This is a genomic window from Ochrobactrum sp. MYb379 (genome assembly GCF_037479515.1).
Taxonomy (GTDB): domain Bacteria; phylum Pseudomonadota; class Alphaproteobacteria; order Rhizobiales; family Rhizobiaceae; genus Brucella.
In genome coordinates, this window is record NZ_JBBGYW010000022.1 from 1 (window position 1) to 26,694 (window position 26,694).

The following is a 26,694-nucleotide window of genomic DNA, read 5'->3' on the forward strand; positions in this document are numbered from 1 at the left end:
GTGCGCAGACATTCTGCACTCGGGTATAAATCACCGATCCAGTTCGAGATGATAAAACGTAAACTAGTGACAGAACCTCTCCATTAAATCAGGGCAAGTCCAGACACCAATTTCCTGGGCGTGGTGCGGGTGACGAATGCGGTTTTGCCGATCATGCGTCAGCAGGGTTATGGTAGGATACTGAACATCGGCTCGGTCGTGGGACTTATTCCGGGCCCATACGGTGCCTATTACACGGCGAGCAAGCACGCTATTGAGGGCTATTCCGAATCCCTTGACCATGAGGTGCGGACGTTCGGCATCCGTGTTGCAGTAATTGAGCCATGGGCCACCAAGACCGCCATCGAAACCAACTCACCGCAGGGCGACCGCCCGGTTGCAGCCTATCGTGAGACATTTGCCAGATACCAAGTTGCATTCAATGCGGCGATGGCGGCAGGCGATACGGCGGATGATGTCGCGACGACCATTCTTGCGGCAGCACAGGCCAGGAAGCCGCGTTTGCGTTACCCCTCGGGTAAGGCGGCTGGCCAAACGTCCTTTGCCCGGCGCTTCCTGCCGCGCACGCTGTTCGACCGAATCCTGCGCAAGCAGTTCAATATCGCCTGAATCCACAAGCAAACTAATATGGGCCGCAATAGCGCGGCAAGCAGGAGCAATCATGACAGACGCTTTCACAGCGGCAGTCGCGGCAGACCGCTATACCGACGCGCCCAACCGTTTCATCACGGCTGGGAAGACTCAATTCGCGTATCGCGAACTCGGTCCACGCGGTGGTGTGCCATTGGTACTCTTGAACCACTGGGGTGCGGTTTTGGATAATTTTGATCCCCGGATCGTCGATCTGCTTGGCTTCTCGCTGGGCGGCTTCGTGGCGCAGGATATCACTCTGAAAGCGCCCGATCTGGTTCGCAAGTTGATTTTGACCGGTACCGGCCCTGCAGGTGGAGCTGGTATTGAACGCGTCGGAGCCGTCTCATGGCCTTTGATGTTCAAGGGCATAGTGACGTTTCGTGACCCCAAGACCTTCCTGTTCTTCACCTCGACTAACAATGGTCGTCGCGCAGCGAATGACTTTCTGGCACGTCTCAAAGAGCGTAAGATCAATCGCGACAAAAGGCCTACACCGCGTGCCTTCCTGCGTCAGCTTAGCGCCATCAAAGCTTGGGGTCGTCGGGCACCTCAGGATCTGGGGCGCATCCACATTCCTGTTCTCGTGGCCCACGGAGACAATGACATCATGGTGCCGACAACCAATAGTCGCGATATGGCGCGGCGCATCCTCAATGCCGAGCTCGAGGTCTATGAGGATGCCGGCCATGGCGGGATATTTCAATATCATGCCCAGTTCGTGCCGAAAGCCCTGAGCTTTCTGGCGGCCTGATCTCATCAAAATTTCACAGCGGAGAAAGTCAATGCAAGCCTTCGTCGTCGACAAGTACAAGAAGAAGGGGCCGCTGCGCCTAGCCGACGTACCCGAACCCCGGACCGGTGCAAATGATGTGCTGGTTCGCATCCACGCCACAGCGATAAACCTTCTGGATTCCAAGATAAGGGACGGCGAATTCAAACTGTTCTTGCCCTATCGCCCGCCCTTCATTCTGGGCCATGATCTGGCCGGAACGGTTCTGCGCGTTGGCGCCAATGTCAAACAGTTCAAGTTGGGGGATGAGGTCTATGGCCGGCCGCGCGATCTTCGTGCTGGCACCTTTGCGGAGATGATTGCGGTTAATGCGGACGACATAGCACTGAGACCGAAAAGCTTATCGATGGAGCAGGCCGCTTCGATCCCACTGGTCGGACTGACCGCCTGGCAAGCGCTTGTTGAGGTGGGTAAGGTTAAGCCCGGCCAGAAGGTGTTCATTCAAGCCGGCTCCGGCGGTGTGGGTACTTTCGCTATCCAGCTCGCAAAACATCTCGGCGCCATCGTCGCAACCACCACGAGCCCCGCGAATGCAGAGCTGGTCACGAGCCTCGGCGCAGACGTAGTAATCGATTACAAGACGCATGATTTTGAACAGGTGCTGTCCGGTTATGATCTGGTGCTGAACAGTCAGGATGCGAAGACGCTGGCCAAATCACTGAACGTGCTGAAACCAGGTGGCCGATTGATCTCGATCTCTGGCCCGCCGGACGTTCCCTTCGCCAAATCTCTGCGGCTGAACCTTTTCCTTCTCTTTGTCATGCGAATGCTGAGCAGGGGAGTATTGAAGAAGGCAAAGAGCCGGGGTGTTGAATATTCCTTCCTGTTCATGCGCGCCGATGGGCGGCAGTTGGTTGAGATCGCCAAGCTGATTGACGCTGGCACTATCCGTCCGGTAGTGGACAAGGTATTTTGCTTTGCGCAGACGCCCGATGCCTTAGCGTACGTGGAAACCGGGCGCGCCAAGGGGAAGGTTGTTGTTAACGTATTGTGATGACCATTTTGCCAGCAGGCAGGCTGCTTAGTCAGAGCTTAATGTCCACTTCAAGGGCCCACGGGACAGAAGCCGACATTCCGCTCCCGGCCCCATTACAGTCATAAAAAGTGAGGTCGGCGTGTGTCCGACCTTTTGTGTATAGAATCGAGCCTACGACGTAAGACCGTATGTCCGTCTTTGCGCCTGAGGTGGCTCGCCCTACACTGGTCTTCCGAGGTTTGCTCGGACGGGCCGAGCTGATCCTCATCACAGGAGGACGAGCCATGGCAGATTATAAAGAAGCTTTTGTCGGAATCGATGTCGCCAAGCTGTCAATCAGCGTTTAAAAGTTTCCAGTTTTAGTTGGTAATTTGGGTTGTTCTTTTGCGCTGTTTAAATCGGAATGAATCATTTCCGGTTTCTATGATTACGCAGTGATGGGTAATGCGGTCGAGTAGAGCGGTTGTCATCTTGGCATCCCCAAATACGGTGACCCATTCGGCAAACGAGGGGTTTGTTGTGACCAGGAGCGATGTTTTCTCATAGAGCTGGCTGATGAGATGGAATAGTAGCGCACCACCGGCTGCGGGGAACGGCAAATAGCCAAGCTCATCAAGAATAACAGCATCGATCTGTTGTAACTGCTTTGCGAGATTGCCTGCCTTTCCATCACGCTTTTCCTTTTCCAGGAGATTGACGAGATCAACGGCATTGAAGAAACGGATGCGTTTGGAGTGATGCACGGCAGATACGCCGATTGCTGTCGCAAGGTGAGTTTTGCCTGTTCCGGTTCCACCAACTAGAATGATATTGTGCGCTGTTTCCATGAACGCCGCAGTTGCCCGTTGCTCGACTTGTGAGCGCGAGACTGTTGCCTCTTTCCAGTCAAACCCGGCAAGGTCACAGTGGGCCCGAAAGCGGGCGGCCTTCAGCTGATATTTCAGGCTTCTTACCTGCCGGTCAACGATTTCAGCTTCAAAGAGTTTTTCCAAAAAGATGTCTGGCTGAACCGGCTTTCTAACCTCTTCCGCCAACCATTCGCTCCAGATCGTGGCCATTCCATAAAGATGCATAGCCTTGAGTTGTGCTAGTTTATCAATAGGCATTAGCAGCTCCCAGCAGCATGTCGTAGCGGGCACAATCGGCCAAAGGCTCAATGGTCAGGCGCAACCTGTCATTATCCTCATCAGCTTGGGGTCTCGGTGGTTCAACGAGGCGTCGCAGCTCATTCATGACAACACCGGCCGACACGGTGCCCGCATTCATCGCAAGTTGACAGGCAATGTCGAGGGCTTCCAACCCATGCTGACTAGCGATCTGTAGCAATTCCACAAATGCACGATCACCACGCGACTGACCAAGGATGTGATCTCTGACAGTCCTGATTGCACTGGGCAAATCCCACTCCCTGAATGGAATGCCATTGCGTAGCGCACCGGGTTTGCGTTCCAGGACAGGGAGATAGTGCCACGGATCACAGATAAGCTGATCACGGCCAAACTTTCTGGGATGGTCAGCTATTTCCCGGTTGTCTGCGACAGCTTTGATCCTTGTCGCACTTGTTCGAACGGAAATGATCTTTCCGGCAAAATCAGCTGGAACACTATAGCGGTTGCGATCGACACGAACCAGGCATGTGCTGGAAACACGCATCATTTGCTCGACATAGCCATCAAAGGCTGCGCGAACAGGACGTAAATCTTGCTTCTCACGCTCAAAACATTCGGCAATAGTCTGTTCGCCATAAGCGGGATGCTTACGAGCTCCCAGTTCCAGGCAACGAACAGACAGCCATACATTCAAATCATCGAAGCTTGCAAAGCGCGCCATCGGTGTAAAAAGCCACTCACGAAGATTGCCGACCTGATTTTCCACTTGGCCTTTCTCCCAACCAGAGGCGGGTGTGCATGCAACAGGCTCAAACAAGTAATGGTTGGCGAGAGCTAAGAACCGGCGATTAAACTGTCGTTCTTTGCCGACGCAGATCAAGTCTACAACGGGCTTCAAGTTGTCGTAGATCATACGAACAGGAACCCCGCCGAAGAATGCAAACGCCCCTATTCAAACATTGGCATGAGCATCAAACACCATGTCTTGGCGTTCCCGTGGACAGCCAACCACAAAACACTGGCGGCTGTGCGCCAGACGGAAATGTGCGACTTTGACGGTCTGGACAACTCCGCCAATCTCAATACGTTCTTGACTCCAGTCGAACTGACACGCCTCACCAGGCGAAAAGGCAAGTGGAACAAATTCTGCCTTGATGCCGGTTCCAGAAGCCGTAGCACCAGAGTGATTGTTGCGTTTCCAGCGCTGCACATAACGCTGCACACTATCGTAAGCGCCTTCATTTCAAAACAACCTAGCCGCCGACCGGGTTTAACAGCCCGCGAATATACAGGCGCTGTCGTAGTCAACAGATGCTTGCGCACCGTCGGTCGTGAAAGACCGACTGAACGAGAAAGCGCACTTATGCTCTCGCCACCAACAAAATGTCGGCGACGTATCTCGGCTATCAATTCCATTGTTATCACCACAGGTTCTCCGGATATTCATCCGGATTGGATCACAACCAGGTGGAAACTTTTAATCGCTGTTTCCGCCCGGAACCTGGTAACTTTTGCACGCTGATTGACACTAGACGGATCGGTCGACCATCAGCATCGACAACTGCGTGGATTTTGGTGGTTAGGCCGCCACGGGAACGTCCCATGCAGCCATCGTCTTGATCCCCCTTTTTCCCTTCGCCGCATGTCGATGAACACGGACACAGGAGCTATCGATCATGACGATATCGTCATCGAAAGCTTTGGAAATCTCGCCCAGAACATGATCCCAGACACCCGCTTTGCGCCATCGCACGAACCGGTTGTAGCATGTGGTATACGGACCATATCGATCCGGAACATCCGCCCATGGGGAGCCTGTCCGAAACCGCCACAAGATAGCGTTGATCACACGCCGGTCGTCAACACGGGGCACGCCGCGCGGCTTGTTCGGTAGCAACGGTTGAATAACACACTACTTGAAATCGGTGAGATCAAACCGGCGACGGGTCATGAGAAGCCTCCAAATCAAGGCTTCAGTGAATCAAAATCAGACCAATTTGAAAACCCGGTTTATGAGTGTGCGGCCTAGCAAACCTATTGCCATTCGCTTCAGCTAATATATGAACAACATGATCGAGCAGGACCATCGCCGCATCAAACGACGCACACGCTCCATGCTTGGTTTCAAATCCGAAACCTCAGCCGGCATCACGCTCTCTGGCATTGAACTCATTCATATGATGCGCAAACAGCAAGGCGTCTGTGCAGATCAGAAAGTATGCTCAATCAAACAACAGCTCGAAGCACTCGCAGCATAATTGCGCCCAGAATTAAGCCGCACTCTGTTCAATTCGAATTTTTCCAACACAACCCTATTTATCTGGCACCCGGTATTACCGATATTACGATCTTGCGCCCGCTTCTCACATTGTTCGTGCAGCAAGTCATGAACATCCTGACACTGGAACACGATCCCAATTCGCTCCCTGTCTATTTTTTGCTTGATGAATTTCGGCAGCTTAAAAAGATGGATGAGATTATGACGAAGCTTGCCTATGTGGCCGGCTATAATATCAAGCTTGCTATCATCATTCAGGATCTCAAAAATCTCGATGAGATTTATGGCGAGACTTCGCGTCACTCGCTTCTTGGCAACTGTGGTTATCAGCTGGTGCTGGGTGCCAACGACCAGGCCACAGCGGAATATGCATCCCGTACCATCGAAATTCTCGGTTTACCCCGTCGTACAAAGGTTGAGCAAATTCGCGAGCGCGATTTGATGATGCCGCAAGAAGTGCTGCAAATGCCAGAAAGCAAGATGATCTTGCTAGTCGAAGGACAACGACCAATCTATGGCGACAAGCTGCGATTTTTCAACACACAGCCCTTTAAATCCGCTGAAGCTTATTCGCAATCGCATGTTCCTGATGTCCCGACGATTGAATATTTGCCCCATAGGCCAATACCAGCACTCACGAGCGAATATGTGGTTGAAGGCAGCAAGCCCCCAGAGCAGAATATCATCGCCCGTCCTTCTCAGCCTCAACTGCATGAGGAACCTCAGCTAGATAGTAGCGGTGGAGATACAGAAGCCGTTGCAGAAGGTCGTTACAAGAAACAGCCAGATAGCAGAAAGGTCAATCTGAGCGTCAAGTTGCCATCCAAGCGCAACCGCACGTCACCGTCTGCTCTTCCCGCTGATATCAATAACCACATAATGGACGTCGAAGCTCAGCTAAAATCTAGTGCAAAACGATTATTGAAGGTGGTGCATGAGAAAGTTGAAGCCGGCAGCGCTTCACCTCGTAAACGAAAAAGCTATCTCGACATATTCAACGCTACAGTGCCAGTCCCGGAAGACATCGATCTGGCCATGGCCGTTGTAGCAATATCCGAATAGCGCAGCTCATTGGATAGGGACTAAGCCTATGTTATGTGGCGACTGAAGGCTTCCCAGACGGCATGTATGAATATCTTAATGCGCTCACATCCGAATTTAACACTCACGAAAGTGAGGCAGCAACAAGTCGGATGCGGTAGCTCAAAGCGCCCATAATTGAAGTTGCTAACTGATCCGGAAAACCAACGGGTAACGCAGCAATAGCGGCTTCAGCCTGCAGTTCAGCATTTTCGACAATATCTTCGAAGATTGCATTCATCGTTGAGATACCAACACCGGCAAGATCTGCAGTCTGAATAAAATGACGCGGCACGATGTCCGAAATCGTATAGTGCCGGTTTCTGCCAATCGACATGGCGAGTTTAAATTTCTTGCGCGAAATCTGCCTCTCATCAAGACTCGGCTGTGCACTAAGCACATCATAGAGCGGCGTCATTCTGAAACGGCCACCCGGCCCGAGGAAAATACTGAAGTTTTTTGCATGCCCATCCGTCGCGCCGAGTAGCCAGAACAAGATGCAGGCGCGCATGAATAGCGTAACATCAACATCGGGCGTGTCGCTGCCCTTTAACAGATTGATGATTTCCCGCATAGCTGGGCCACCATCGGACTGATACTTTCTGGTGGGTGGGATCGACAACGCTTGGCAAGTATCTTCTTGTGGCAATCGAAGCAATCTTCCGTCTTTCGCCCAAAGGCGATCGAAACGTTCTACGATTAACGTGCGGCGTCCACCGAAATCTGTGATTTCAACGTTAGCCGTGGGGACACCCATTGCTTGCAAAAGTTTCAGACAGAGATACTCATTCTCAACACTATTGGAAAGGTCAACCCCATTTGGAAGCTGACCAATCTGTGGTTTGAGAATATGAGTTGTCGCCGTAGTACCTAAAGGTTTGAACCACTGTCCACCTTTGCGTAACAGAGCAGTTTTCTCCTGTGCTCCCGCAATCGAAATTCTAAAATCTTGATCTTCCCCCATACCAAGCGGAGCGGACGCGAGGTTTTTGATGATGTCAGCAATCTCATCGTCACTGACCGGTTTACCCTCGCTATTGCCGGCAGGTCCCGGATCTACACCGTCGGGCAAGAACTGTAGTGCGCCCACACAGTCCTGGCCGAGCGCAGTCAGGAGACTGAAAGCGTCAATACCGTCCGCACCAACACGCTCAGCGACACGCCTGCGCAATACGTCGTTGTCAGGAAGAAGATTATCAAACACATTGATGACAGGAGTGCCTATATACCGGTCTTCGCGCAAAGGCAGTGACAATGACACCGGGAATGTATTACGCCAATTCAGCCAGCTTGATCCGTACTGAAAGTCGACTGCGCCTGTAGCTTCGCGGCGTAGTACGCCGACATGTCGGCTGTTCAGGAATATATTAAGAGGAACGTGGACCCGCTTTCGCGTCATCAGAACAAGTCCTCAATGTCGGAGGCATCACTCTGACTGCGTGGCCGGACAACCAATTCTAAATTAAGTGCAGAAAGGGCTTCCATCAAGGTGTGCAACTGTACCGCTGGCTCACCAGCTTCAAGGCGTGAAACCGTACCTTGACGCATATGAATTTGTTCACCAAGCACACCTTGGCTCAGACCTGCCTGCTTGCGGGCACGTCGTATGATAGCGCCAAGTTGTTTTTCTGTACGGGCGATCTGTTGGTTCATCGAGCCTCCAGGCCATAGTATACGCGTCATCGTATATTCTTTCAATATACGCGAATTCGAATTATTGAGATATATACGCTAAGACGTATAAACAATTTATATACGCTAATGCGTCTATCGAGATAGAGCGCTCAAACGGGGAAACGACCTTTTGTCATTGAAACTCAATAACGGGCCTCAAAAAACTCGATGATAATAATGCTCGGTTCAGAACGGCCAAAAACTCGCCATGGAACTGATCGTAAAAGTCATCCAGGCAACGGCTGCATTGAACCAGTCCCGAATGACAGTAGCAACATACACGATTGCAACCAGTCCAAGCACGAGCCAAAACAAGATTGCAAACGCATCGTGGGCCTTCGGATCGGGAGGTGAGTTATAAATGTAATCGTGTCGCATAGCCGATTAACGCTCGTGCTCGTCGCGTCCCTTCTTTTGCTGCTGCTCTTGTTCCAGGCCGTAGACTTATAAAGATCTGATCCAAATTCTAGCTGCTGCCAATTTGACGGCGGCGAGAAAGTTCATCGGGTCTTTATCATAACGGGTAGCGATACCTCTGAACTGTTTGAGTTTGCTGAAGAAACGCTCAACGAGATTGCGTTGTCGGTAAACCCATTGGCTGAAAGGATAGCGTCCCGTCCGATTGCTTTTGGCCGGAATATTGGCCCATGCTTGCCGTTGCTTTGTAAATGCTCGTATAGTGTTGGTATCGTAGGCCTTGTCCGCCAGCAGGATCGCACCCTTGGAGATTGTCTGTAACAACGGTTCCGCCATACGGCCATCATGGGCTTGGCCAGCTGTAAGTGCTAGACGGATCGATCGACCATCAGCATCGACAACTGCGTGGATTTTGGTGGTTAGGCCGCCACGGGAACGTCCCATGCAGCCATCGTCTTGATCCCCCTTTTTCCCTTCGCCGCATGTCGATGAACACGGACACAGGAGCTATCGATCATGATGATATCGTCATCGAAAGCTTTGGAAATCTCGCCCAGAACATGATCCCAGACACCCGCTTTGCGCCATCGCACGAACCGGTTGTAGCATGTGGTATACGGACCATATCGATCCGGAACATCCGCCCATGGGGAGCCTGTCCGAAACCGCCACAAGATAGCGTTGATCACACGCCAGTCGTCAACACGGCGCACGCCGCGCGGCTTGTTCGGTAGCAACGGTTGAATAACACACTACTTGAAATCGGTGAGATCAAACCGGCGACGGGTCATGAGAAGCCTCCAAATCAAGGCTTCAGTGAATCAAAATCAGACCAATTTGAAAACCCGGTTTATGAGTGTGCGGCCTAATCCACGTATCGAGACGTTCGCCTTCGCCGCCAGCGACTGGAAAGCAATTTCGCAAACTGCGAACCTGGCTGAAACTAACCGCGACGAAGCTAACTGCATCATCGAGACATGGTCCTACGATCCGGCCGCCTTGTCCGACACCCATTAAGTGGACGTCCTATCCTTGTACGCACAATTCCCGGGTCATCGCGACGAGCGTGTCGCCATGGCTGCGGATGGACTTTTGGAGAACCTAACCTGGTAACCGGCATCGATAAGTTTCAGAAATACTTCGCTGGCCATGAGGACCACTACGCCATCATCGGTGGCGCGGCCTGCGACCTCGTGTTCGATGAAGCTGGCCTCGATTTCAGGGCCACCAAGCATATCGACATGGGGCTTTGCGTTGAAGTGGTCGATGCCGCCTTCGGCACCGCTTTCAAAGAATTTCTGGATGCTGGCGGCTATCAGGCACGCGAACGTAGCATTAAAAAAAGAAGAAATTTACCGCTTCCACAAGCCTTCGGACCAGGGCTTCCCCTTCATGATCGAGCTGTTTTCCCGCAAGCCCGGCACGCTCGACCTTCCGGAAAATGCAGAACGCACCCCCATTCCGGTCGAGGAAGACATCGTCAGCCTCTCGGCCATTCTGCTCGACGACGGATATTATGAAGCGTTGAACTCCGCGAAGCGACGGATCGAGCAAGTGACAGTCATCGACGAAACACTCCTCATTCCCTTCAAAGCGCGGGCATTTCTCGATATGTCCGCAATTGACGAAGCTACTATGCAGGAACTCCAGCGGTATGGAATGGACATCAACCGCGCGAGCTGGGTTATTGAGACTGCAATGGGGACAACCAACAAGGAAAGCGCACAGCTTCCAGAAAAATGAGTCGAAGGCGCCTGTGCTGTGCTTTTCCAGATGGGCGCGAAAGGTGACGGAAATGTTAGCTCGCTTGCGGCGCTCGGTGCGGTCATGGGACTAGGGCCGGAAATAAGCGTCGGCCCAATCGGGGCAACACTTAAACTGCCACCGAAGGCGGCGAATAGCGAAGTTCCATCCCTCTAGGTAATACAGTAGGTGCGTGTCATTCGCCTTTCTTATTGACACCGCCAACCACTAATGACCCACATTTCTGCGCCGCCGCTCCCCTTGAGGAAGCGGCGTCGTGCAGAACCATTGGCAGGATACATCACGCCGAAACTTCGAGAGTTTGTTGCCAGATTCTCGCACATCAACGACTTCGGTTTCTGACCATGGCGTGGTCTCCCTTCGCGGTCGTTAGCACTATGAAAAGCGAAACGACCGCTTTCCGCAAACTTTTGGGAACCCGAATGCCGACATTGCACGCGAAGCGGAAGACCGCAGTCGGCCCATTGCAATCATAGAAAGTGAGGTCGGCGTGTGTCCGACCCTTTGGGTATAGAATCGAGCCTACGACTGGATTTTCGGTAACATAAGAGTCGTATCCCCCAAGCATTGCTTAAAGCTCATAGCTGAATTGCACAAATATTAGATGCAATATGATAAATATTTAGGCATAAGGACCGCAGCTGTGACGCGCGTTCCTCCCATTTCCGCGTCCAGCTGTTCCCCTCTGAAGGTTTAACCTTCAAAATTTATAGGGCCTCGGTCTCCGATGGCCCTCTTTTTTTAATTACAATCCGCATCACCCAGCATTTTCGAGCAGCTTTCGAGCTTTGCCTTCGAGTTCTAACCGCGCATCCTGATGCGTTTTCCCGCGCGCGAATGCTGTAATGCCTTGCACGAAGTCAAATATCGTTTCGGCGGGGCGATCTTCTTCCTGAAACACGGTTTGGATGATTTGACTGGTTTCGACTTTCGAAAACCCACGCTTACGCAAAAAGTCGGTACGATCCTCATCATTACGGGCTACGACCCGTTCACGCGCTGCGCGAATGCCGGCAATGAATGGGCCTGGCGACGCGTTTGTAAAACTGGCCAACGCGGGTGCCGCTTCATGCACAAAACGCTGCGCCGCAAATTTGGAATGTCGAATGGTTATCTCCTGGAAGTTTTCACAACCCCAAAGGTTTCGGTTGCAGCAGACTGCACGAAGATAGAAGCTCGCAATTCCAAGGGTCTTTGACCCAACCTCGCTGTTCCAGGCATAAAAGCCGCGGAAATATAAGTCAGGGTCACCGTTTGGCAGGCGACCAGCTTCAATCGGATTGGCATCATCACAAAGAAAGACAAATACATCGCGATCACTTGCATATAGCGTTGTCGTATCCCTGGTGACATCGACATAGGGATTGTGCGTCATGGAAGACCAATCAAGCACGCCGGGGATTTTCCAGCGGGTTTCGCCGGTTCCATTGCCTGCAATGTTCATGATAGCTTCGATCAGGTCCTTATCCCAGATACGCCCATATTGCGGGCCGGTTACAGCGCGCAGTTGGACCGATCCATCATCCATTTCCAGGGTTTTGACCATTTCCTCCCGGTTATTAAGCAGACCGTGCTGCAGATTAATCGCGGCCAATGGTGCTGGCAGCTGTCGCATATAGCTTGTAGGGGCTCCAACCAGATTGCAGAGTTGCCCGTAACTCCAGTGGGTCGGTGCAATCGGGCTTTTATTGCCCGGCACAAACAGTGACAGCCGCTCAGGATTATCACGGGCTGCATCAACACGGATTTGAGAGCTTTCCACAATTCGGACACGAGCATGCTCAGTCCTTGCGCTGACAGCGCGATGAAGATCGGTAAGTGAGAGAAAACGTTGATCGTCCGGGCGTGAAAACCATTCAGACGAAACACGCCCGATCCGCTCACCGCGCGAAATATCGACTTTATATCCTGAGGGAAAGCTCAAGGGGTTGGAAATCGTATAATTCATTGTCATCTCCTGAAACAAACAGGCCCGACTGTCGGGGCGACAGTCGGGCTGAGAGAGAGTAAATTTTGTGATTTTGAATGACGGCGTCAGAGCCGGTCAAATGTCGTTTTTCAGTCAATGGCCTGAAAAATCTCTGCCGCTTCATCATGATAAGCCGCATAGGCATAAAGACGACTATAACCGTCGCAAAGCAGATCAGATTGAGAGCGAAACGACAGATGTGAAAAGGTAAACAAGGTTGCGATAATACCGGCTGCATCAGCCGACACTTCACCACGAAATCCCGTGATTTCACCCGTTATCCGAAATCGCCGGTCGCATTTCGGGGCCAAATAAAGCGGCTCATTATCGTGCTCATAAAACTCCCAGAGCCCACCACTATAGTCGAGCGGACTAAGCCGCTGCATGAGATTGTAAACGCTACTTTCCGCGATAATCAATAATGAGCACCCAAACATTGCTGGCAAAAACTGTAAACGGCGTGCTTCAGGAACACGTGCTGCATGCGGGCGAACGAGTTCATTTATGGTCATTGGTGTTACTCCTCAGGGAATTAAGTTCAACCGAAGCTCTCTTCCAAACGCCCGGTTCACCACGAGCCAGCTCAACTCCTCCTCTCATCTACGCTTCAGACGAGAAGCCAAAACCACTCGGTCTCAAATCAGCAAGGCCCGACATGCGCCGGGCCTTGCTTTAAGTGCGAACATCGTAATGATCGCTATTCTGCTGCTTCCTGGTCTTCGTCGTCAGGCTGCTCGCTCTCCACTAAAAACGCAGGCAATTCAGAACCAGTCTCCACCAGAACTGTGCTGTCTCCGACAGGGTCAGCAACCTCGTTTTCGTTCGGTTCCAGGATCAATTCATCGAGTGGAAACCGCAGCATTTGCGGAAGCCAACCGCTACCTTCAAGCAATCGTTCAGCCTCACGGGCCATATCCGGCTTTTTGAGATGATCAATGAGCTGCACGGACTTTTCGCCCTTCGCATCACGAACTGCCTGAAGGATATGTGCCTTTGTTACGCGTCCAAGATAATTCTCGACAGAAGGAACCCAACCTGCATCCACCATGCCAAAGCCCAGTGCATTCGCGAGCACGATGGCGTGCGCATTTTCTCGTGGTCGACGGTTCCATGATTGAACACTGGCATTGAGCGATAGCGACACACAATGTGCGAAGAGTGCCATGCGGCTCGCATCATCAAGGGCCACCAGATAATCCCAAAGCGCCTCAGAATTATCTGGAAGATCCTGTCCCCAAGCTTCTTGCCGCTGCTCAGTCTCCTTTATCCAGACTGTCTCACTAAGTCCGACAGTTTGCGCGAAGGTTGTATTCTGCATCGCAATCTCAAGGCACGATTCCGTGTTTGAGCGATAAAACGCCCTAAGCGCAAATGCATGAAGTGCTGCAATGAATGCCACCAGAGGATTGTTGGCCAGCGCATTGCGCAGTGCAACGGTTCGTTCAGCGGTCAGATCCTCAACAAGCCGCTCGGATAGAGGTCGGATTGTCTCATCCTCCTCTTCCAGATGATTGGCGTGAGATGGCTGGTCGCTTTCTGTAATCCCATGGTGCGATAAACAAGCTGGATCATCGCCCATACCGTCACCGGTATTTGCGAAACTATCCGCTTCAGAGCTTTTCTCCGCAACGACAGGCTCATCTTCCGGGCGAACAAACCCGCGTTCGACTTTCAGCTCGCCATTCACATCCAGCGAGATAAACGCGCCACCATATGCGACTTCTTCAGGGTTAAACTGGTAGGGTCGATCATTGAACGCATCGATTTCATGCCCGAGTTCTTCAAGGCGAGCTTCCGTATCCTGAGAATATTCTTCAGCCTGAGCATATTCAGCATCAAGTCGATCATAATCGGCTTTTAAATCGTTATAGCGTGCAAGCTCGTCTTCTGTCATTTCAGGCTGATGCCCGTAAAATCGCCGCAAGCCAGATGTGTGGCCGTATGGAAAATCGATGCGTTCATCAACCCATTTCCAGCCCTCCTCCAGCTTCAAAGCCTCAGCATGCGCTTTCAGATTTTCGAACACGAGCTGCTCCAGCAGTGCCGGATCCTGAAGCCAACCGCCTCCGTCCTGCTCAAAGAGATCACGCATGGTGATACCGCCAGCAGTTTCATAGACTGCAACGCCGACATAAAGCGCTCTACGGTCATTTGCCCGAACGGCAGTTTCGGTCAGCATTCTACGGATGTAATAAGGATCCTGGTTGTGGGAACGCGACACTACATCCCAGACCTGTTCCTGACGGGCGTGATCATTGGTGATTGAAAACGCCATGATCTGACCAAGCTTGATCTCGTCATTTGCATAAAGTTCCAGAAGCCGGGCCGAAACCGACGCCAAACGCAGACGCTGCTTTACCGTCGATACTGGCAAGTGAAAGCGGGCGGCGATCTCCTCATCATCAAGGCCCTGTTCCTGCAGCTCTCTTATTGCGCGAAATTCATCACGCGGATGCAGGTCAACACGTTTCAGATTTTCAGCAAGCGAGTCTTCGACCTCAAGAGTTTCACCAGAGCTGACAATGCAGGGTATGCCTACAGTCTTAGATAGCTTCTTCTGGCTAACAAGCAATTCAAGTGCCCGATAGCGTCTTCCGCCAGCTGGAATGCGATAAACGCCCGTCTCTCTTCCTTCAGCATCAAGTTCCGCGCGCACATTGATGCTGGTTAAAAGCCCCCGCTGTGCAATATCATCAGCAAGTTCTTCAATCGAAAGACCCGCTTTGGTCTTGCGGACATTTTGCTGGCTAAGTACGAGTTTATTGAAAGGGATTTCCCGGCCAGCGTTGAGCGATATTTTCTGGTTGGCATGTGCCATAGCATTTCTCCGTGGCAGCTTGGCCGGAGCCTCTCTCCGACCACCACAAACCGCCACGAAACTTCCTTCCCCCCTCTCCCTCCACGCCTGTAAACCCCGGCATTTGCGGCCAACAGACATGAAATCCGTTCATCCTCGTCGACTGATCGGACACATGCTTCTTAAGCGTTTAAAACAAAAATGCTGAAGCAGTACCTTGCTTTTACTATTTATATTTTTGATAGTAAAATGTAGTTTCAATGCTATTTAGCGAAGCGGGAGGACAAGCCTCATGCGAAAGTTCACCATCGACAATCAGGTGTTCGAAGAATCCTCTCAAGAATTGCGTGCTTTTCTTGCTAACGCATATGAGCAGCATCTTCGCCCAATGTGCATGTGCAAGACAAATCACATCCCCATGTATATAGCGCGGGTTGAAGACCAATATCTGATCAAGCGAATGCCTCTTACTGGGTGCGAACATGATTCCAACTGCCCATCACATCAACCGCCCTATGAACTGTCGGGACTTGGTCCCCTTATAGGAACTGCTATTCAGTTCGATAACAGCGGTCAGACAAACCTTAAACTCGACTTCTCAATGACCAGGCGTGGGCCACGACCGGCGCTCCCTAAAGCAAAAATAGCAGCAGAATCCGCTATTCGCCATACGTCTGATAAACTGACACTCCGCGCCATGCTTCATTATCTCTGGGAAGCGGGAGAGCTGACTGAGTGGCGCTCAGCCTGGACAGGCAGACGTGGATGGGGACGCGTACGCTCCAGTTTAATCAATGCAGCCTCGCAAATGAGCACGCGAAGCGGACCGCTAAACGACGTGCTTTACATACCGGAAGTGTTCAGAACACCGGACAAAGATGCAATTAGCGCGCGACGCACGCAATCGCTTAAAAAAGCTCTCGCACCTAAGTCCGGGCCCCGAAAGCTCATGATGATCGTCGCCGAGGTAAAAGAGTTCTCCTGCGCCCGGGAAGGACAGAAGATCACTGTTCGTCATATGCCCTTCCCGCTATTGCTTGATGAGAGTGCTACGCGACGGCTAACAGTGCGCTATGAGACAGAACTGGACCTTTGGCGCTCAAATGAAGCGTTTCATCTGATTGTCATCGCAACGTTCGCAATTTCCAGTGCCGGGATTGCATCTGTTGACGAAATTGCTCTGATGGTTGTCAATGAAAACTGGTTGCCATTCGAGGATATGGTTGAACTTCAATTGCTGGAAAAGCTTGCACGATTGAAACGGAAAATCGTCAAAGGTTTACGCTTTAACTTGCCCCGCAATAAACCGATTGTCTCGATAACACTTCCCGAACAGAAACCGTCCCCAGTGGCAATGTTTATCGTGCGAGCGGATGTGGGAGATGAATATGAAAATGCGCTTCAGGATATGATGAATGCCCGGCCCGAAATCACACCGTGGATTTGGCATGTCGGCAAAGAAAACATTCCAGAGCTGCCTTATTGACGTACTGCCGGACCAACGGGATCTTCTGGCGCATGAATAATAGTTGATAAAACTGCTATATCAAAAACTATAAACGCGTATAGGAAGGCCAGGTCATGATCAGCGCTGAGTTGGGTAAAACACGTGAAGGCGTTCGCCTGATCGAGGATCGAGAAACACGACTTGTTGCACTTGATGCATTGATCAATCGTGGAAATGCAGATGCTGATGCTGGTCGCACTCATGCTGCGGACGATGTCTTTTGTGAACTGCGCAACCGCTATAACTCTATGCTTGCGGACAAGGCTGAATAAACATTCGGTTTACCGCTGAGGCAAGGGCCTGTGTGGAGCAGACCGGTGATTACATAGCTAAAGATAGTCCGGCCCGGGCTTTATCATTGGTAAAAGAACACGAGCAGAAATGCCGGATGATTGCCAATTCTCCCAAGCTGTTTCCATTGATACCGCGTTATGAACAATTTGCTTTTCGCTGCTGCGTTCATGCAAACTAACTGATTTTCTACAGGTATGAAGGTGAGCAACTTATCATTCTGTATGTCCTTCATAGAGCGATGAATTACGCAGAAATCTTGTTTGCACAGTGAGATATCAAACTCCAATATACGTTGATTGTATATTATTGCATTTCGCATTGTTGCAGCGAGATACATACAAAAACCGGAGGTGCTTGATGCAAGTTTCCAATTTCAGCAGTCGAGAATTTAATCGAAACGTTGCGGCAGCTAAGAAGGCTGAGAAAGGCGATGATATTGTATATATATTCGACAGAGGAAAACCTGCTCATGTGCTCATGAGCATAGAAAAATTCAGGGAGTTGTACGGGCGGAAACAGAGCATTCTTCAGATGCTTGCTATGCCAGAGGCTGCAAACATCGATTTTGATATTAAACCCTATATCCCACTTGCCGCGCTGAGCAAATTTGTCCTGAAGTATCTGGTCAATTCAAACATTGTTGCTGAGCTTCGTTAAGCGCCATCCGGACGTGCTAATTCACGCACTGCCGAATGGCGGCATCTCGATAGTAAATCTCTGTCGCCCGGAACGCACCATCAATGCGCTTGCATTGAACGATAATGTCGATTGCAATTAGTAGCGAGGCAAGTACTTCTGAGCGTTCCAGATCGCGTCCTGGATCAGACTCTTTCACCAGTGTGGCGAGCTGCTCGAATGCAAGTTCTGCGGAGCCTGCATGAACGGTAGTAATTGATCCCGGATGGCCAGAATTGACGTTTCGAATGTAGTAAAACGCAGTTCCGTCACGAAGCTCCTGCAAAAGGATGCGATCCGGGCGCATACGCAGGCACGATTCCAGAAGTTCACGTGGCCCTGCCCCGGAAAGGCCCTGGCCGCCTTTGGAATAATAAAGGCGCACGTGATTGGGCTGGGGAAGAGCGAGCTCCGGTGTATCTTCGATGGATATCACCCTTTCATTATTGGGAATATGTTTGATCAAAGCTTTGGAAAGCGTGGTTTTAGCGGACCCTGTCGCGCCTGAAATAACAATATTCTTTCGGGCAATGACTGCTTGGCGTAAGAACTCCATGTAAGCGCCATTTTTATAAAGCGCAGCAAGGTTTGTATCCTGCTTAGTTGCTGTCATGCAGCTTATGGCCTCAGAAAAGAAACCACCATTCTCCAGATCTGTGAGTGTGAGATCAAGCGACGATGGCTTACGGATCGTGATGCTGACGGTACCGTTCGTCGTCGCCGGCGGTATCACAATCTGGATGCGCTCATTGTTGGGCAGTGTTGCCGAAAGAATGGGGCGTTTTTCATCAATGGATTGATTGGAGAAAGTCGCAATGGCTCTTGCCAGACGCATGAGTTTTTCAAATGTCAGATCTGGTACACTATGAACGCTCCAGCCTTTGGGCCCTTCCGTGAGCACTTCACCTGGCCGATTGACAATCACTTCATAAAGCGATCGATCTGCAAGGAAGACTGCAAGTGGTGATAGGAGTTCACGTACAACAACTCCATCCGTTTTATCGCTCATTACACAGCCCTACTTTGTGACGATATTTGGATCCGGGACAAAGTCGCCAAGCACCGCTCTATCAAAGATGCGGTTTTGCGGCTCAGTGACACGCAGTCGATAAACACCAGAAAAATCGAGATCACGAGCAACGTAAATTGATACGACTTCTCCCTGATGCTTATTGAGCGTCGGTAGAATGTTGATTGATTGCTCAACCGCGATTGCTGCGGCCTGCTGGCCAGAACTTGCGGTACTCTGCGCATCAAAACCGGTTTCCTGAAGGCGGCTCTTAGCATAACTGCTAGCATCGCCGACAATCGATAATAAAAGCGCGCTGCCAAACCGCTCCCACCAATGGGTATTAACATGACCACCCATACCTGCGCGACCAAGTGCATCAGTGGCAGGTGATGCGAGCGTAACAATAACACCTTTTGGTGTTTTTGCCCTATTCCATAAGACAAACAACCGCTTTTGACCGCGTCGAAGTCCACCATGATATTCACCTGTAACCTGCGTTCCCTTTTCCATCAGGACCACTCTGCCATTATCAGAAAGAATATCGCGATTAATCATACAGCTTGTGAAGCCCGGCTGATCTGATGAAAGTGCAGTTTCCAGGATACAAGGAATAGAAGTTCCCATCGCGACTATAAAATCACGATTTCCCAAAGTTCCGGCGCGTGAGCCTTCGAGGCGGGTTGGTTGAAGAAGTCCGTCAAAGCGCTGCTGTTCATTATTCGCCGGGCTCTCCCCCGTCAGGCCGTTTGAAAATGCAACAAAGTCGTCATCAGTCGAACCTGAGCGATCAGCAGATGCCCGCTGTTCATACCCGCTCGTCTGCGCCCTGCTATAAGCCATCACAGGAGCGCGCCTTGCAGAATCGAGCAATTCATCTTTTTCTTCAACAACCGGCTCAAGACCTGGAGTCGGAAGTGTCACCTGTGCTTCAGGCTTGGGCAGTTCCGGTTCAGTCTTTTCCTTTACCGGTTCAAAGGCATTGGTCTGGCGGATGACAACACGCTCAGACGATATCTGATCATCTTTGTTCCTCTTTCCTGAAGTCGACCATATTGCAAAGCCAACAAAACCAACGACAGCGAGCGCAACGGCCCCACGTTTAAGAACAGGGTTATTATCAATACGCCGACTAGCCGTTGTCTCAGCACGTTCACCAGGGATCTGGATGTCTTCTTCCTGTGTCATGCCATTAACCCCGCACCTATCGCGTTGATCTGTCATTTTTTACAACACGTTCGACTGACGGCGATGTCGTGCTGGTTTCTGGATTAATGCCGACCCGATTGTATGCTTCGTTAAAAACGCACAAAACATCCTTGCCACTGCGTAGTATGAATTTGGCGCTGATTGCATGAACCATAACGAGATTGCCATCGACAGATTTCGGCACAAGGCTCTCGGACCCATCCGCGTTTTCAATGTAGATTGCTGGCATGTCCTGATTGCCGACAAATGCGAAAGTCGTAACCTTGCCATTGTCATAGACACTGTGGGGTTCTAACGCCTCTGAACCTTGTGCAGAATACTGCCAATTGCGCGGACCATAGGCCTCATGAAGTGCTAATACATCATCAGCGGCTCTTGCCTGCGCCTCCTGCGCACGCGATTGCGCACGTCTGCGACGTGCCTCTGCCTCATCGCCTGGATAGCGAAATTTCACGTAAAAATATGTGTTCTGCCCTGCTTCCACTGTTCCATCGCGTACCGTTAGCTCTAACTGATAACTGCGATTGGACCCATCGCGCTTTGTGGTGATAATGGATATATTGGTTATTGGTTGTTTTTCACGTGGTTTTAAAAAAAGAATATTTCCGGCCGGCGCTACCTCCCAGGCTACCGTATTGCCAAGCGCCACATGCGCTATCTCTTCATCCGCTGCAAACTCAACCTGCACCGATGAACGAAGGGAGCCGACAACTCTGGTAATGTTATAGGGCTGATAATTAACGAACCGAACGCGATTATCTTGTTGCGCACCACGTGGGATTTCGAGCGCATGCGCAACCGAATTCAGGCTGACAACTATTGCTGCAAGCATGATGGATTTTCGTATCAATTGATTGCCTCCGGATCAGAGCGATACTCGCTCACTGCGAAGCCCAGGGGATTAACCAGACGATCGGTCGAGGAAATCGGAGAGTTGGCATAAGAAAAGGTAAGCGTTGCGACCCAGTGCGTGTTTCGCATTTCACCCCCGCGGGTGACCTGGCGCATATAGCGTACCGAAACGACATTTGGATTGATCAGGGAAATTGAGGCGATGTTAATTTTAGAAGTAGCACTATGGCCGTAGATCACCTGAGGGGAGTCTGAGTTGCTTCCCCGATAATGGCTTGCAAAGCGATCTTGCTCTGTCTGCGTTGATAACAGAGCTATTGTTCTGAAATTTTCCTGCGCCTCGCTCCAGACGTAGCCTTCACGAGCACGCACATACTTTGCAGCAAAATATTTGGTCACCGCCTCATCATAGGTGCCAGCAGTTGACGTTAATGCAGAAACGACATCAACGATGCCGGTTGAGTTATCAACCCGCACGACAAAGGGCTCTACCGTTTTAAGAGGCGTCAGACCAACGAGTGCTGTTACAGAAGCAAGCGCGACAACGCTGGCCACGATCGCAACAGACCATGCAATACGATTTGATCGTTCAACCTGCATCATGCGGTCCTGATCAAAACGACGTGCTTTTTCAAAGTAGCTCTTAAGATTATTTGTCTTGATCATGGCTTCACTCCGCGCAAGGACGGTGCGACCCGTCAATGTCAAGATGGGCGAACGCCTCCCGATGCTTTGGCGGATCGAGAAAAGGCGTCATCAAGGGTGATAATTCGGCATCAGATTTGTGAAGTTGCGGATTGCTATTTCCGTCCCATTGCCACATCGCGCGATTAAGTGGCCGACGGGAATATCCATCACATTTTGGCAAAGGATCGCGAAGCGAAGCACACCCACCAAGAACAAGTGCTATCGTAAATAAAAAGGTTAGCCTGAGCATTTTTGAGGGTCCTTTTTTGATTATTTGAAACGATCGACGCGCAGAAAAAGCAATCGCTTCCTTCATAAAAACATTGAAAACAGTGGCTTAGCTCTGCTCTAACGACACAGCAGAACGAGCCGCTGTTTAAAGCTCGTCATGATCGGGTTTCTTTGGATCTGAGCGTTTGCCCAACAAACTGCGCTGTTTGCTTGATTGCTCGTCCTGCACCTCTGGTACCACGCGCGAGCTTGCCTTCATCTGCGTCACGCGCAGCACTGTAACCATAGGCTAGTGATGCCCCGCCCGCAGCGAGCGCTGAAGCAATTCCAGGGAGTTGATAAAAAACATACAAAGCAGCGATCCCGACAGCGCAAAGTGCGACAGGCCGCATGAGAACGTCTGAATAGCCGTCAATTGCTGTAAAGGTTGAAGCCATACACGAGATCAACAATGATCCGACAGCAACCACCAGAACCTGCAGAATAACAAAGTTCGCAAGCTGTCCGATCCACGCTTCCGTAAAGCGTCTTGTCGTTTGGAACATAGCAAGCGCGATGAACACGGGGCCAATCGCTAACACAATGGCTAGCGCCAGGCGCGCATAAAGCGAAACAACATATCCAATTCCAGAAACCAAAAAGCTGACAGTGATAACCATCAGTCCGCATAGGCCAGTGACGATATCAATCGGCCATGACGCGCGTGACCAGATATGGGATGCAGATGCCTGACCTTTGTCCAGAAGACTATCGAAGGTACTGGCACCTGGCGCAGCACCTGAATTTAACGCCTGAGCGATTTCATGCGGGAGCACATTGAAAAACGTGTTCGTGACGTATCTTTGATATTCGCCTGCGTTCTTTACAAGCATGACGATAATCGCAAGCTTAATCACACGAAAAACAAATTCCATGATCGGATCGCTGACAGAACCTCGCAGCACCAGATAACCATAAAGAACGATGTATAGTGTGACCGCAGCGGTAAGCGGGCCCGTAACCCACGCAGCAATATTAGTCGTCCCATCCGAAACAAAGGTCTCCAAAAGTTCTTTAAACTGCGCGTCAATGAATTCAAAGACCTGATACATTGCTTTATTTCCTGAGTGCTTCGCGCATTTTCTGAAGACGAAGCTTGAAATCAGCAGCTTCCGCATTCACACAATTGCTCGTCTTTTGCAGACCGCCGGGATCATTACGGCACGCAGTGAGAATGCGGCTCAGCAGACCTTCATCCCGGATCAGTTCTTCAACGTTATAAGTTGAGCTGTTTTCGTTTGAGCAACTGATTAAACAAACAAAGAGAGCAACGATGACAGCGACCCTCATTTGAATGCCGCTTTCATTGCGTCCATACGCTGACGCCAATCCTCAGCTTTTCGCTGATTATCAACCTGAACCTGCGTTTGCTGCACCATTTTAAGTCCCTCCATTCTTATGAGATCGGTTTGAAGAAAGGCCTGTTCCACCTGCAATCGGGCCTGAAGATCCGCGATTTCTTTAGCGTCACCCGCTGATGTGATTTTCTCACGCAGTTCATCGATACCATCGATGCGTTTTGTTGCAGCATCGTAGATCTGTTGCCCAATGCTCATCTGGCCAGCATTCCTGGTTTGAAGACGCGAGAGTTCCTTTGCGTAAAAATCATCGGCATTCGTCCGGTAAGTCGAATTACGCTCAAGGAACTTTGAAGCGGACTGCGCTAAAGCATCAGATGCACCACCCTTAAAAAGGCGCTCTACTGAATTAAAATCGGAAGGTAATGCTTTCCTTATTGCAGGATCATTCAGGATTTGGGCCACATCAGCCATATCCGTCAGCTTATTGAGCGAACCATAGAGCTGCTGCGCCTGATCGATTTGCTGGTGGAGCGCATCAAGTTGGGATTTTAACTGGGTAATGCTCTCTATCTGTTTGAGGATTGCGTTTCGATCGATAACCGGAATTCCCTGGGCATGAGCTGCAGGAGCGGAAAGTGTCAACGCGATTAAAACTGCTACACTTTGCAATCTCTTCATAGTCATTAACCTGCATTCCTTCGTTCGTGAAAAATGGGAAGCCAATCTTCTGGCTTGTCCCCCGCCTCGATGCGAATTGCGTCAGCGAGTTCGACATTGGCTGTGCGCCCCGAAAGAACAGCGAGTTCGTCTTCAAAACCCTGGAGGTTTAATTCCGCTACGACACTTCGGTGGCCTTGCTTGAGAACAAAGCGCCTGCTTTCGACAGAAAGCTCCCGCGCAATCAGTTCGTATTCACGCTCGGTGAGTTTAAAGCCGCCCACATAATCCGAGTGATTTCCGCGCGCGTTCGGCAGAAAAATCTGTGTCGGGCATTGTTCGATTATGGTGTGGGCGATGGGGGAAGCGATAGCATCGTGTGGACTTTGTGTTGCAAACAGCATCAAGCCATTTTGCTTCCGGATTGTTTTTAGTTTGTTGTGTGCGAGGTCGCGGAAATCATCATCCTGCAAGGCCTTCCAGAATTCATCGATAACGATGATAATACGCCGGCCATCAATCAGTTGCTCAACGCGGTGGAACAGGTAAGCCATCAGCGGCGTACGAATTTCCTCATTATCGAGAAAGTCGGTCATATCAAACCCGACGATCGTTCCACCGGCATCTAACGTGCCAAACCCGATCTCTTCATTTGTGTTATCAAACACCCAGCCAAGCGGGCCGCCCCTCTCCCATCGACGAAGCCGGGCAGCGATCCCTTCAAGGTTCGTATTATCAAGAAAGGTTCGAAGTGCGCCAATCGTGCGCTGCTCCACGGATAAATCAGCCAACCCGTCAATTGCAGCAGCGATATCCCGCAATTCTATGACTGATAATTCTCGCTTCGCTGAACCCACAAGCCTTCCGACCCAGTTTGCCAGAAAGACTTTGTTGTCTGGCGTCAGATCGAGGGCTTTTAGCGGTGCGCAACCTGTGGGCTTGCCATTTCGCAAAGGATAATATGTGCCACCTGCTGCACGAACATAAAGATCAGCGCCCCGATCTTTGTCAAAGAAGACGACTTGCGGATCATGCTTTTCAAGCTGCGACAGCATAAAGTTAAGCAATACCGTTTTGCCCGCGCCTGAGGGGCCACAAATGAACGTATTGCCAAGATCACTGTCATGAAAATTAAAATAGTAGGGCGAACCGGATACAGTTTTTAAAAGAGCAACGGCTGCACCCCATTCATTTCCATCCTTTTGACCGGAAGGATAGGAATGAAATGGCGACATGGCCGCGAAGTTGCGTGAGGTGATTGCGCCTGAGCGCGCACGAAACCGAAAATTACCCGGAAGCTGTGCCCACCATGCAGCTTCGAGGCCAAGATCTTCTCGTGCGACGACAGCGCCACCATTGGTAAGGCTCGTGCGCGCTTTTGCGAGATGGTCGCTTAAATCTTTTATCCTGGGTGCAAAGACTGCAAGCGAGAGATGATGTTCGCCAAGAACAAACCGGTTGGATTCGAGATCATCCATTGCATCATCGAGTTCATCGATTTGCGATGCTGCTTTATCACCGCTGCTTAGCATTTGATTTTGCTTACGCCCCATGATGGACCGAGCGTCAGATTTGGATACAAAGGAAAAGGACTGCGAAAGGATCAATTCAAAGGGGCTTGTGAGCACTTTATCCAACATCCCTGGCCTTGTACTGGCAGGATATTCCTTGAAACTCAGCATGCCTGCAAAGCGGCTCTCAGCTTCGTGGCGGATTTCAATTGTTTCGCGTCCGACAATGACACGATCTGAATAAATCGCGCTTGCGATAAGTCCATCTGTTAATGGAACCGGCTCACATCGCCCGCCAACAAGCTGGTGCAAAACTTCACTTGGCTCAGAGAATAAAAGCCCACCCTGTTCGTAAAGGCCAAGAACCCGCGGTTTAAACCGCTCCAGGCCCGCAACAATATCGATGACCTTGTCGCGAAGCTGCGATAAAGCCTCCTCATCGAGTTCAATTCCAGATCTATGTGCACGTTTAAGGCGCGAAAATAGTTTTGCCGCCTTTTCAGCAGGATCGCTCAGTGGCGACCAGATGATTGTCAGATAAAGCTCATTACAAAAGAGATCCTCATTCACCATCCGGGAGCGATATTTTTCATTGAGCTGAGCGGAGAAAAATGTTTTGAAACTGCCATCAGGATAGCTGTTATCGCGACGGCGGATGAGATGGGTCCAAAAGGAAAGACGCTCGTCAGCGATGTTTCTGTGGAGTGTATTGAGATCACGATGAAGGGCATTGATATCAAGAACATCAGTAGTCTCAAATGACACACCTTCAATCGCAATCACGCCCATCAACGCGCGCGATTTTAAAGCAATCGTATTCTCATCGACATGGCGCACGTAAGGGATGAAAGTCTCCGGGCCCAGTTCACGTGATTTGAGTTTGTCCAGCTTAGGCAAAACCAAAATCCCTTCCATCGCGTTTACGGACGAGTTTTAACGGAGAGACCGAGCTACCGCCCCAAAAGTGGGTGTTTCTCGATCTGCCACGTGTTTCTGCCCAGGCGACAACAATGCGGAACATGTTGTGGTCGTGCTTAATAAGCGCCCGAAAGATAAAATGAAAAACGACGCCAACAAGCGCATAGGCGATGGAGCCGGCTGAAAGATAAAAGATCGTTGTCACGATGACATTGATCCCCATCGCCTCCATAGTCACGCCAGCAAACATTGCAGGTCGCGTACAGGCAATGAACAGTGTGTCCTGTTCAAATACTGGCTTTGGAAGTGACATGCGC

The 26,694-nt window shown here is 50.8% G+C and carries 26 protein-coding genes and 4 pseudogenes; 11 read left to right on the forward strand and 19 right to left on the reverse strand.

What is annotated here, in order from left to right:
- Positions 1–129 precede the first annotated feature (129 nt).
- The 4 genes from WH356_RS22430 (at position 130) to WH356_RS22445 (ending at position 2,746) form a co-directional block, all read left to right on the forward strand.
- Entirely contained in the window at positions 130–609 is a 480-nt protein-coding gene (locus tag WH356_RS22430; RefSeq protein ID WP_445253720.1) for an SDR family NAD(P)-dependent oxidoreductase, read from the forward strand.
- Between the two features lie 52 nt (positions 610–661).
- Positions 662–1,384, forward strand: a complete 723-nt coding sequence (locus tag WH356_RS22435) for an alpha/beta fold hydrolase (protein WP_339514857.1) — start codon at positions 662–664, stop codon at positions 1,382–1,384.
- A gap of 31 nt (positions 1,385–1,415) precedes the next feature.
- On the forward strand, positions 1,416–2,417 hold the full coding sequence (locus WH356_RS22440) for an NADP-dependent oxidoreductase (protein ID WP_339514860.1): 1,002 nt from the start codon (positions 1,416–1,418) through the stop codon (positions 2,415–2,417).
- Between the two features lie 170 nt (positions 2,418–2,587).
- Complete coding sequence (locus tag WH356_RS22445) at positions 2,588–2,746, forward strand: hypothetical protein (protein ID WP_339514862.1); 159 nt, start codon at positions 2,588–2,590, stop codon at positions 2,744–2,746.
- A 12-nt stretch (positions 2,747–2,758) separates the two neighbouring features.
- On the opposite strand, the gene istB is transcribed toward WH356_RS22445, so the two are convergent.
- The 3 genes and pseudogenes from istB to WH356_RS22465 form a co-directional block, all read right to left on the reverse strand.
- A complete protein-coding gene (gene istB, locus WH356_RS22450) occupies positions 2,759–3,505 on the reverse strand; it encodes an IS21-like element helper ATPase IstB (RefSeq protein WP_339514864.1) in 747 nt (248 codons plus the stop codon).
- Positions 3,495–4,933 (reverse strand): annotated as a pseudogene (gene istA, locus WH356_RS24155) (IS21 family transposase). The gene istB and the pseudogene istA overlap by 11 nt, the downstream one beginning before the upstream one ends.
- A 104-nt stretch (positions 4,934–5,037) precedes the next feature.
- A pseudogene (locus WH356_RS22465) lies at positions 5,038–5,414 on the reverse strand (IS5 family transposase); the annotation flags it as partial.
- 151 nt (positions 5,415–5,565) lie between these two features.
- Here WH356_RS22465 and WH356_RS22470 point away from each other — a divergent pair.
- Positions 5,566–5,766 (forward strand): annotated as a pseudogene (locus WH356_RS22470) (DDE-type integrase/transposase/recombinase); the annotation flags it as partial.
- Positions 5,767–5,822: 56 nt separating this feature from the next.
- Positions 5,823–6,848 (forward strand): annotated as a pseudogene (locus WH356_RS22475) (type IV secretory system conjugative DNA transfer family protein); the annotation flags it as partial.
- Positions 6,849–6,951: 103 nt separating this feature from the next.
- Here WH356_RS22475 and WH356_RS22480 read toward each other — a convergent pair.
- The 3 genes from WH356_RS22480 to WH356_RS22490 form a co-directional block, all read right to left on the reverse strand.
- Positions 6,952–8,265, reverse strand: a complete 1,314-nt coding sequence (locus WH356_RS22480) for a type II toxin-antitoxin system HipA family toxin (RefSeq protein ID WP_339514870.1) — start codon at positions 8,263–8,265, stop codon at positions 6,952–6,954.
- A complete protein-coding gene (locus tag WH356_RS22485) occupies positions 8,265–8,519 on the reverse strand; it encodes a helix-turn-helix domain-containing protein (RefSeq protein ID WP_339514872.1) in 255 nt (84 codons plus the stop codon). The genes WH356_RS22480 and WH356_RS22485 overlap by 1 nt, the downstream gene beginning before the upstream one ends.
- A 465-nt stretch (positions 8,520–8,984) precedes the next feature.
- Positions 8,985–9,703, reverse strand: a protein-coding gene (locus tag WH356_RS22490) for an IS5 family transposase (protein ID WP_339514982.1) whose coding sequence is annotated in 2 segments (ribosomal slippage) — positions 8,985–9,433 and positions 9,433–9,703 — 720 coding nt in all. Because the reading frame shifts where the segments join, the coding sequence is not laid out codon by codon here.
- 43 nt (positions 9,704–9,746) lie between these two features.
- Between WH356_RS22490 and WH356_RS22495 the strand changes: the two genes are divergently transcribed.
- Together WH356_RS22495 and WH356_RS22500 are read left to right on the forward strand one after the other, a co-directional pair.
- Entirely contained in the window at positions 9,747–9,974 is a 228-nt protein-coding gene (locus WH356_RS22495; RefSeq protein WP_339514874.1) for a hypothetical protein, read from the forward strand.
- 237 nt (positions 9,975–10,211) lie between these two features.
- Positions 10,212–10,700: a hypothetical protein gene (locus tag WH356_RS22500; RefSeq protein WP_339514876.1), complete on the forward strand. Its 489-nt coding sequence runs from the start codon at positions 10,212–10,214 to the stop codon at positions 10,698–10,700.
- Positions 10,701–11,478: 778 nt separating this feature from the next.
- On the opposite strand, the gene WH356_RS22505 is transcribed toward WH356_RS22500, so the two are convergent.
- The 3 genes from WH356_RS22505 to WH356_RS22515 all read right to left on the reverse strand — a co-directional run bounded on the left by WH356_RS22505 (position 11,479) and on the right by WH356_RS22515 (position 15,508).
- Positions 11,479–12,669, reverse strand: a complete 1,191-nt coding sequence (locus WH356_RS22505) for a DUF932 domain-containing protein (protein WP_339514878.1) — start codon at positions 12,667–12,669, stop codon at positions 11,479–11,481.
- Between the two features lie 110 nt (positions 12,670–12,779).
- Positions 12,780–13,202, reverse strand: coding sequence for an antirestriction protein (locus tag WH356_RS22510; protein ID WP_339514880.1), 423 nt, complete (start codon positions 13,200–13,202; stop codon positions 12,780–12,782).
- A gap of 185 nt (positions 13,203–13,387) precedes the next feature.
- A complete protein-coding gene (locus WH356_RS22515; RefSeq protein ID WP_339514882.1) occupies positions 13,388–15,508 on the reverse strand; it encodes a ParB/RepB/Spo0J family partition protein in 2,121 nt (706 codons plus the stop codon).
- 271 nt (positions 15,509–15,779) lie between these two features.
- Between WH356_RS22515 and WH356_RS22520 the strand changes: the two genes are divergently transcribed.
- The 3 genes from WH356_RS22520 (at position 15,780) to WH356_RS22530 (ending at position 17,945) form a co-directional block, all read left to right on the forward strand.
- Positions 15,780–16,973 carry a DUF1173 domain-containing protein gene (locus WH356_RS22520; RefSeq protein WP_339514884.1) on the forward strand — a complete coding sequence of 398 codons (1,194 nt, stop codon included), beginning with the start codon at positions 15,780–15,782 and terminating at the stop codon, positions 16,971–16,973.
- 95 nt (positions 16,974–17,068) lie between these two features.
- On the forward strand, positions 17,069–17,266 hold the full coding sequence (locus WH356_RS22525) for a type II toxin-antitoxin system ParD family antitoxin (protein ID WP_421566560.1): 198 nt from the start codon (positions 17,069–17,071) through the stop codon (positions 17,264–17,266).
- 379 nt (positions 17,267–17,645) lie between these two features.
- Positions 17,646–17,945 (forward strand): type II toxin-antitoxin system Phd/YefM family antitoxin, encoded by a 300-nt coding sequence (locus tag WH356_RS22530; protein WP_339514886.1) that lies wholly within the window; start codon positions 17,646–17,648, stop codon positions 17,943–17,945.
- Between the two features lie 16 nt (positions 17,946–17,961).
- Here WH356_RS22530 and virB11 read toward each other — a convergent pair whose 3' ends face one another.
- The 10 genes from virB11 to WH356_RS22580 form a co-directional block, all read right to left on the reverse strand.
- The gene (gene virB11, locus WH356_RS22535; RefSeq protein WP_339514888.1) at positions 17,962–18,972 is read right to left on the reverse strand and encodes a P-type DNA transfer ATPase VirB11; all 1,011 of its coding nucleotides are present in this window, start codon (positions 18,970–18,972) and stop codon (positions 17,962–17,964) included.
- Positions 18,973–18,981: 9 nt separating this feature from the next.
- The gene (gene virB10, locus WH356_RS22540) at positions 18,982–20,160 is read right to left on the reverse strand and encodes a type IV secretion system protein VirB10 (protein WP_339514890.1); all 1,179 of its coding nucleotides are present in this window, start codon (positions 20,158–20,160) and stop codon (positions 18,982–18,984) included.
- A gap of 16 nt (positions 20,161–20,176) precedes the next feature.
- Positions 20,177–21,013, reverse strand: coding sequence for a P-type conjugative transfer protein VirB9 (virB9, locus tag WH356_RS22545; RefSeq protein ID WP_339514984.1), 837 nt, complete (start codon positions 21,011–21,013; stop codon positions 20,177–20,179).
- Positions 21,014–21,027: 14 nt separating this feature from the next.
- Positions 21,028–21,699, reverse strand: coding sequence for a virB8 family protein (locus WH356_RS22550; RefSeq protein ID WP_339514892.1), 672 nt, complete (start codon positions 21,697–21,699; stop codon positions 21,028–21,030).
- Positions 21,700–21,703: 4 nt separating this feature from the next.
- Positions 21,704–21,970 carry a hypothetical protein gene (locus WH356_RS22555; RefSeq protein ID WP_339514986.1) on the reverse strand — a complete coding sequence of 89 codons (267 nt, stop codon included), beginning with the start codon at positions 21,968–21,970 and terminating at the stop codon, positions 21,704–21,706.
- Between the two features lie 136 nt (positions 21,971–22,106).
- The gene (locus WH356_RS22560) at positions 22,107–23,042 is read right to left on the reverse strand and encodes a type IV secretion system protein (protein ID WP_339514894.1); all 936 of its coding nucleotides are present in this window, start codon (positions 23,040–23,042) and stop codon (positions 22,107–22,109) included.
- A gap of 4 nt (positions 23,043–23,046) precedes the next feature.
- A complete protein-coding gene (locus tag WH356_RS22565; protein WP_339514896.1) occupies positions 23,047–23,280 on the reverse strand; it encodes an EexN family lipoprotein in 234 nt (77 codons plus the stop codon).
- A complete protein-coding gene (virB5, locus tag WH356_RS22570) occupies positions 23,277–23,975 on the reverse strand; it encodes a P-type DNA transfer protein VirB5 (RefSeq protein WP_339514988.1) in 699 nt (232 codons plus the stop codon). Before virB5 ends, WH356_RS22565 begins: the two co-directional genes overlap by 4 nt.
- Positions 23,975–26,374, reverse strand: a complete 2,400-nt coding sequence (locus tag WH356_RS22575) for a VirB4 family type IV secretion/conjugal transfer ATPase (protein WP_339514898.1) — start codon at positions 26,372–26,374, stop codon at positions 23,975–23,977. The genes virB5 and WH356_RS22575 overlap by 1 nt, the downstream gene beginning before the upstream one ends.
- Positions 26,349–26,690: a type IV secretion system protein VirB3 gene (locus WH356_RS22580; RefSeq protein WP_339514900.1), complete on the reverse strand. Its 342-nt coding sequence runs from the start codon at positions 26,688–26,690 to the stop codon at positions 26,349–26,351. Before WH356_RS22580 ends, WH356_RS22575 begins: the two co-directional genes overlap by 26 nt.
- Between the last annotated feature and the right edge of the window lie 4 nt (positions 26,691–26,694).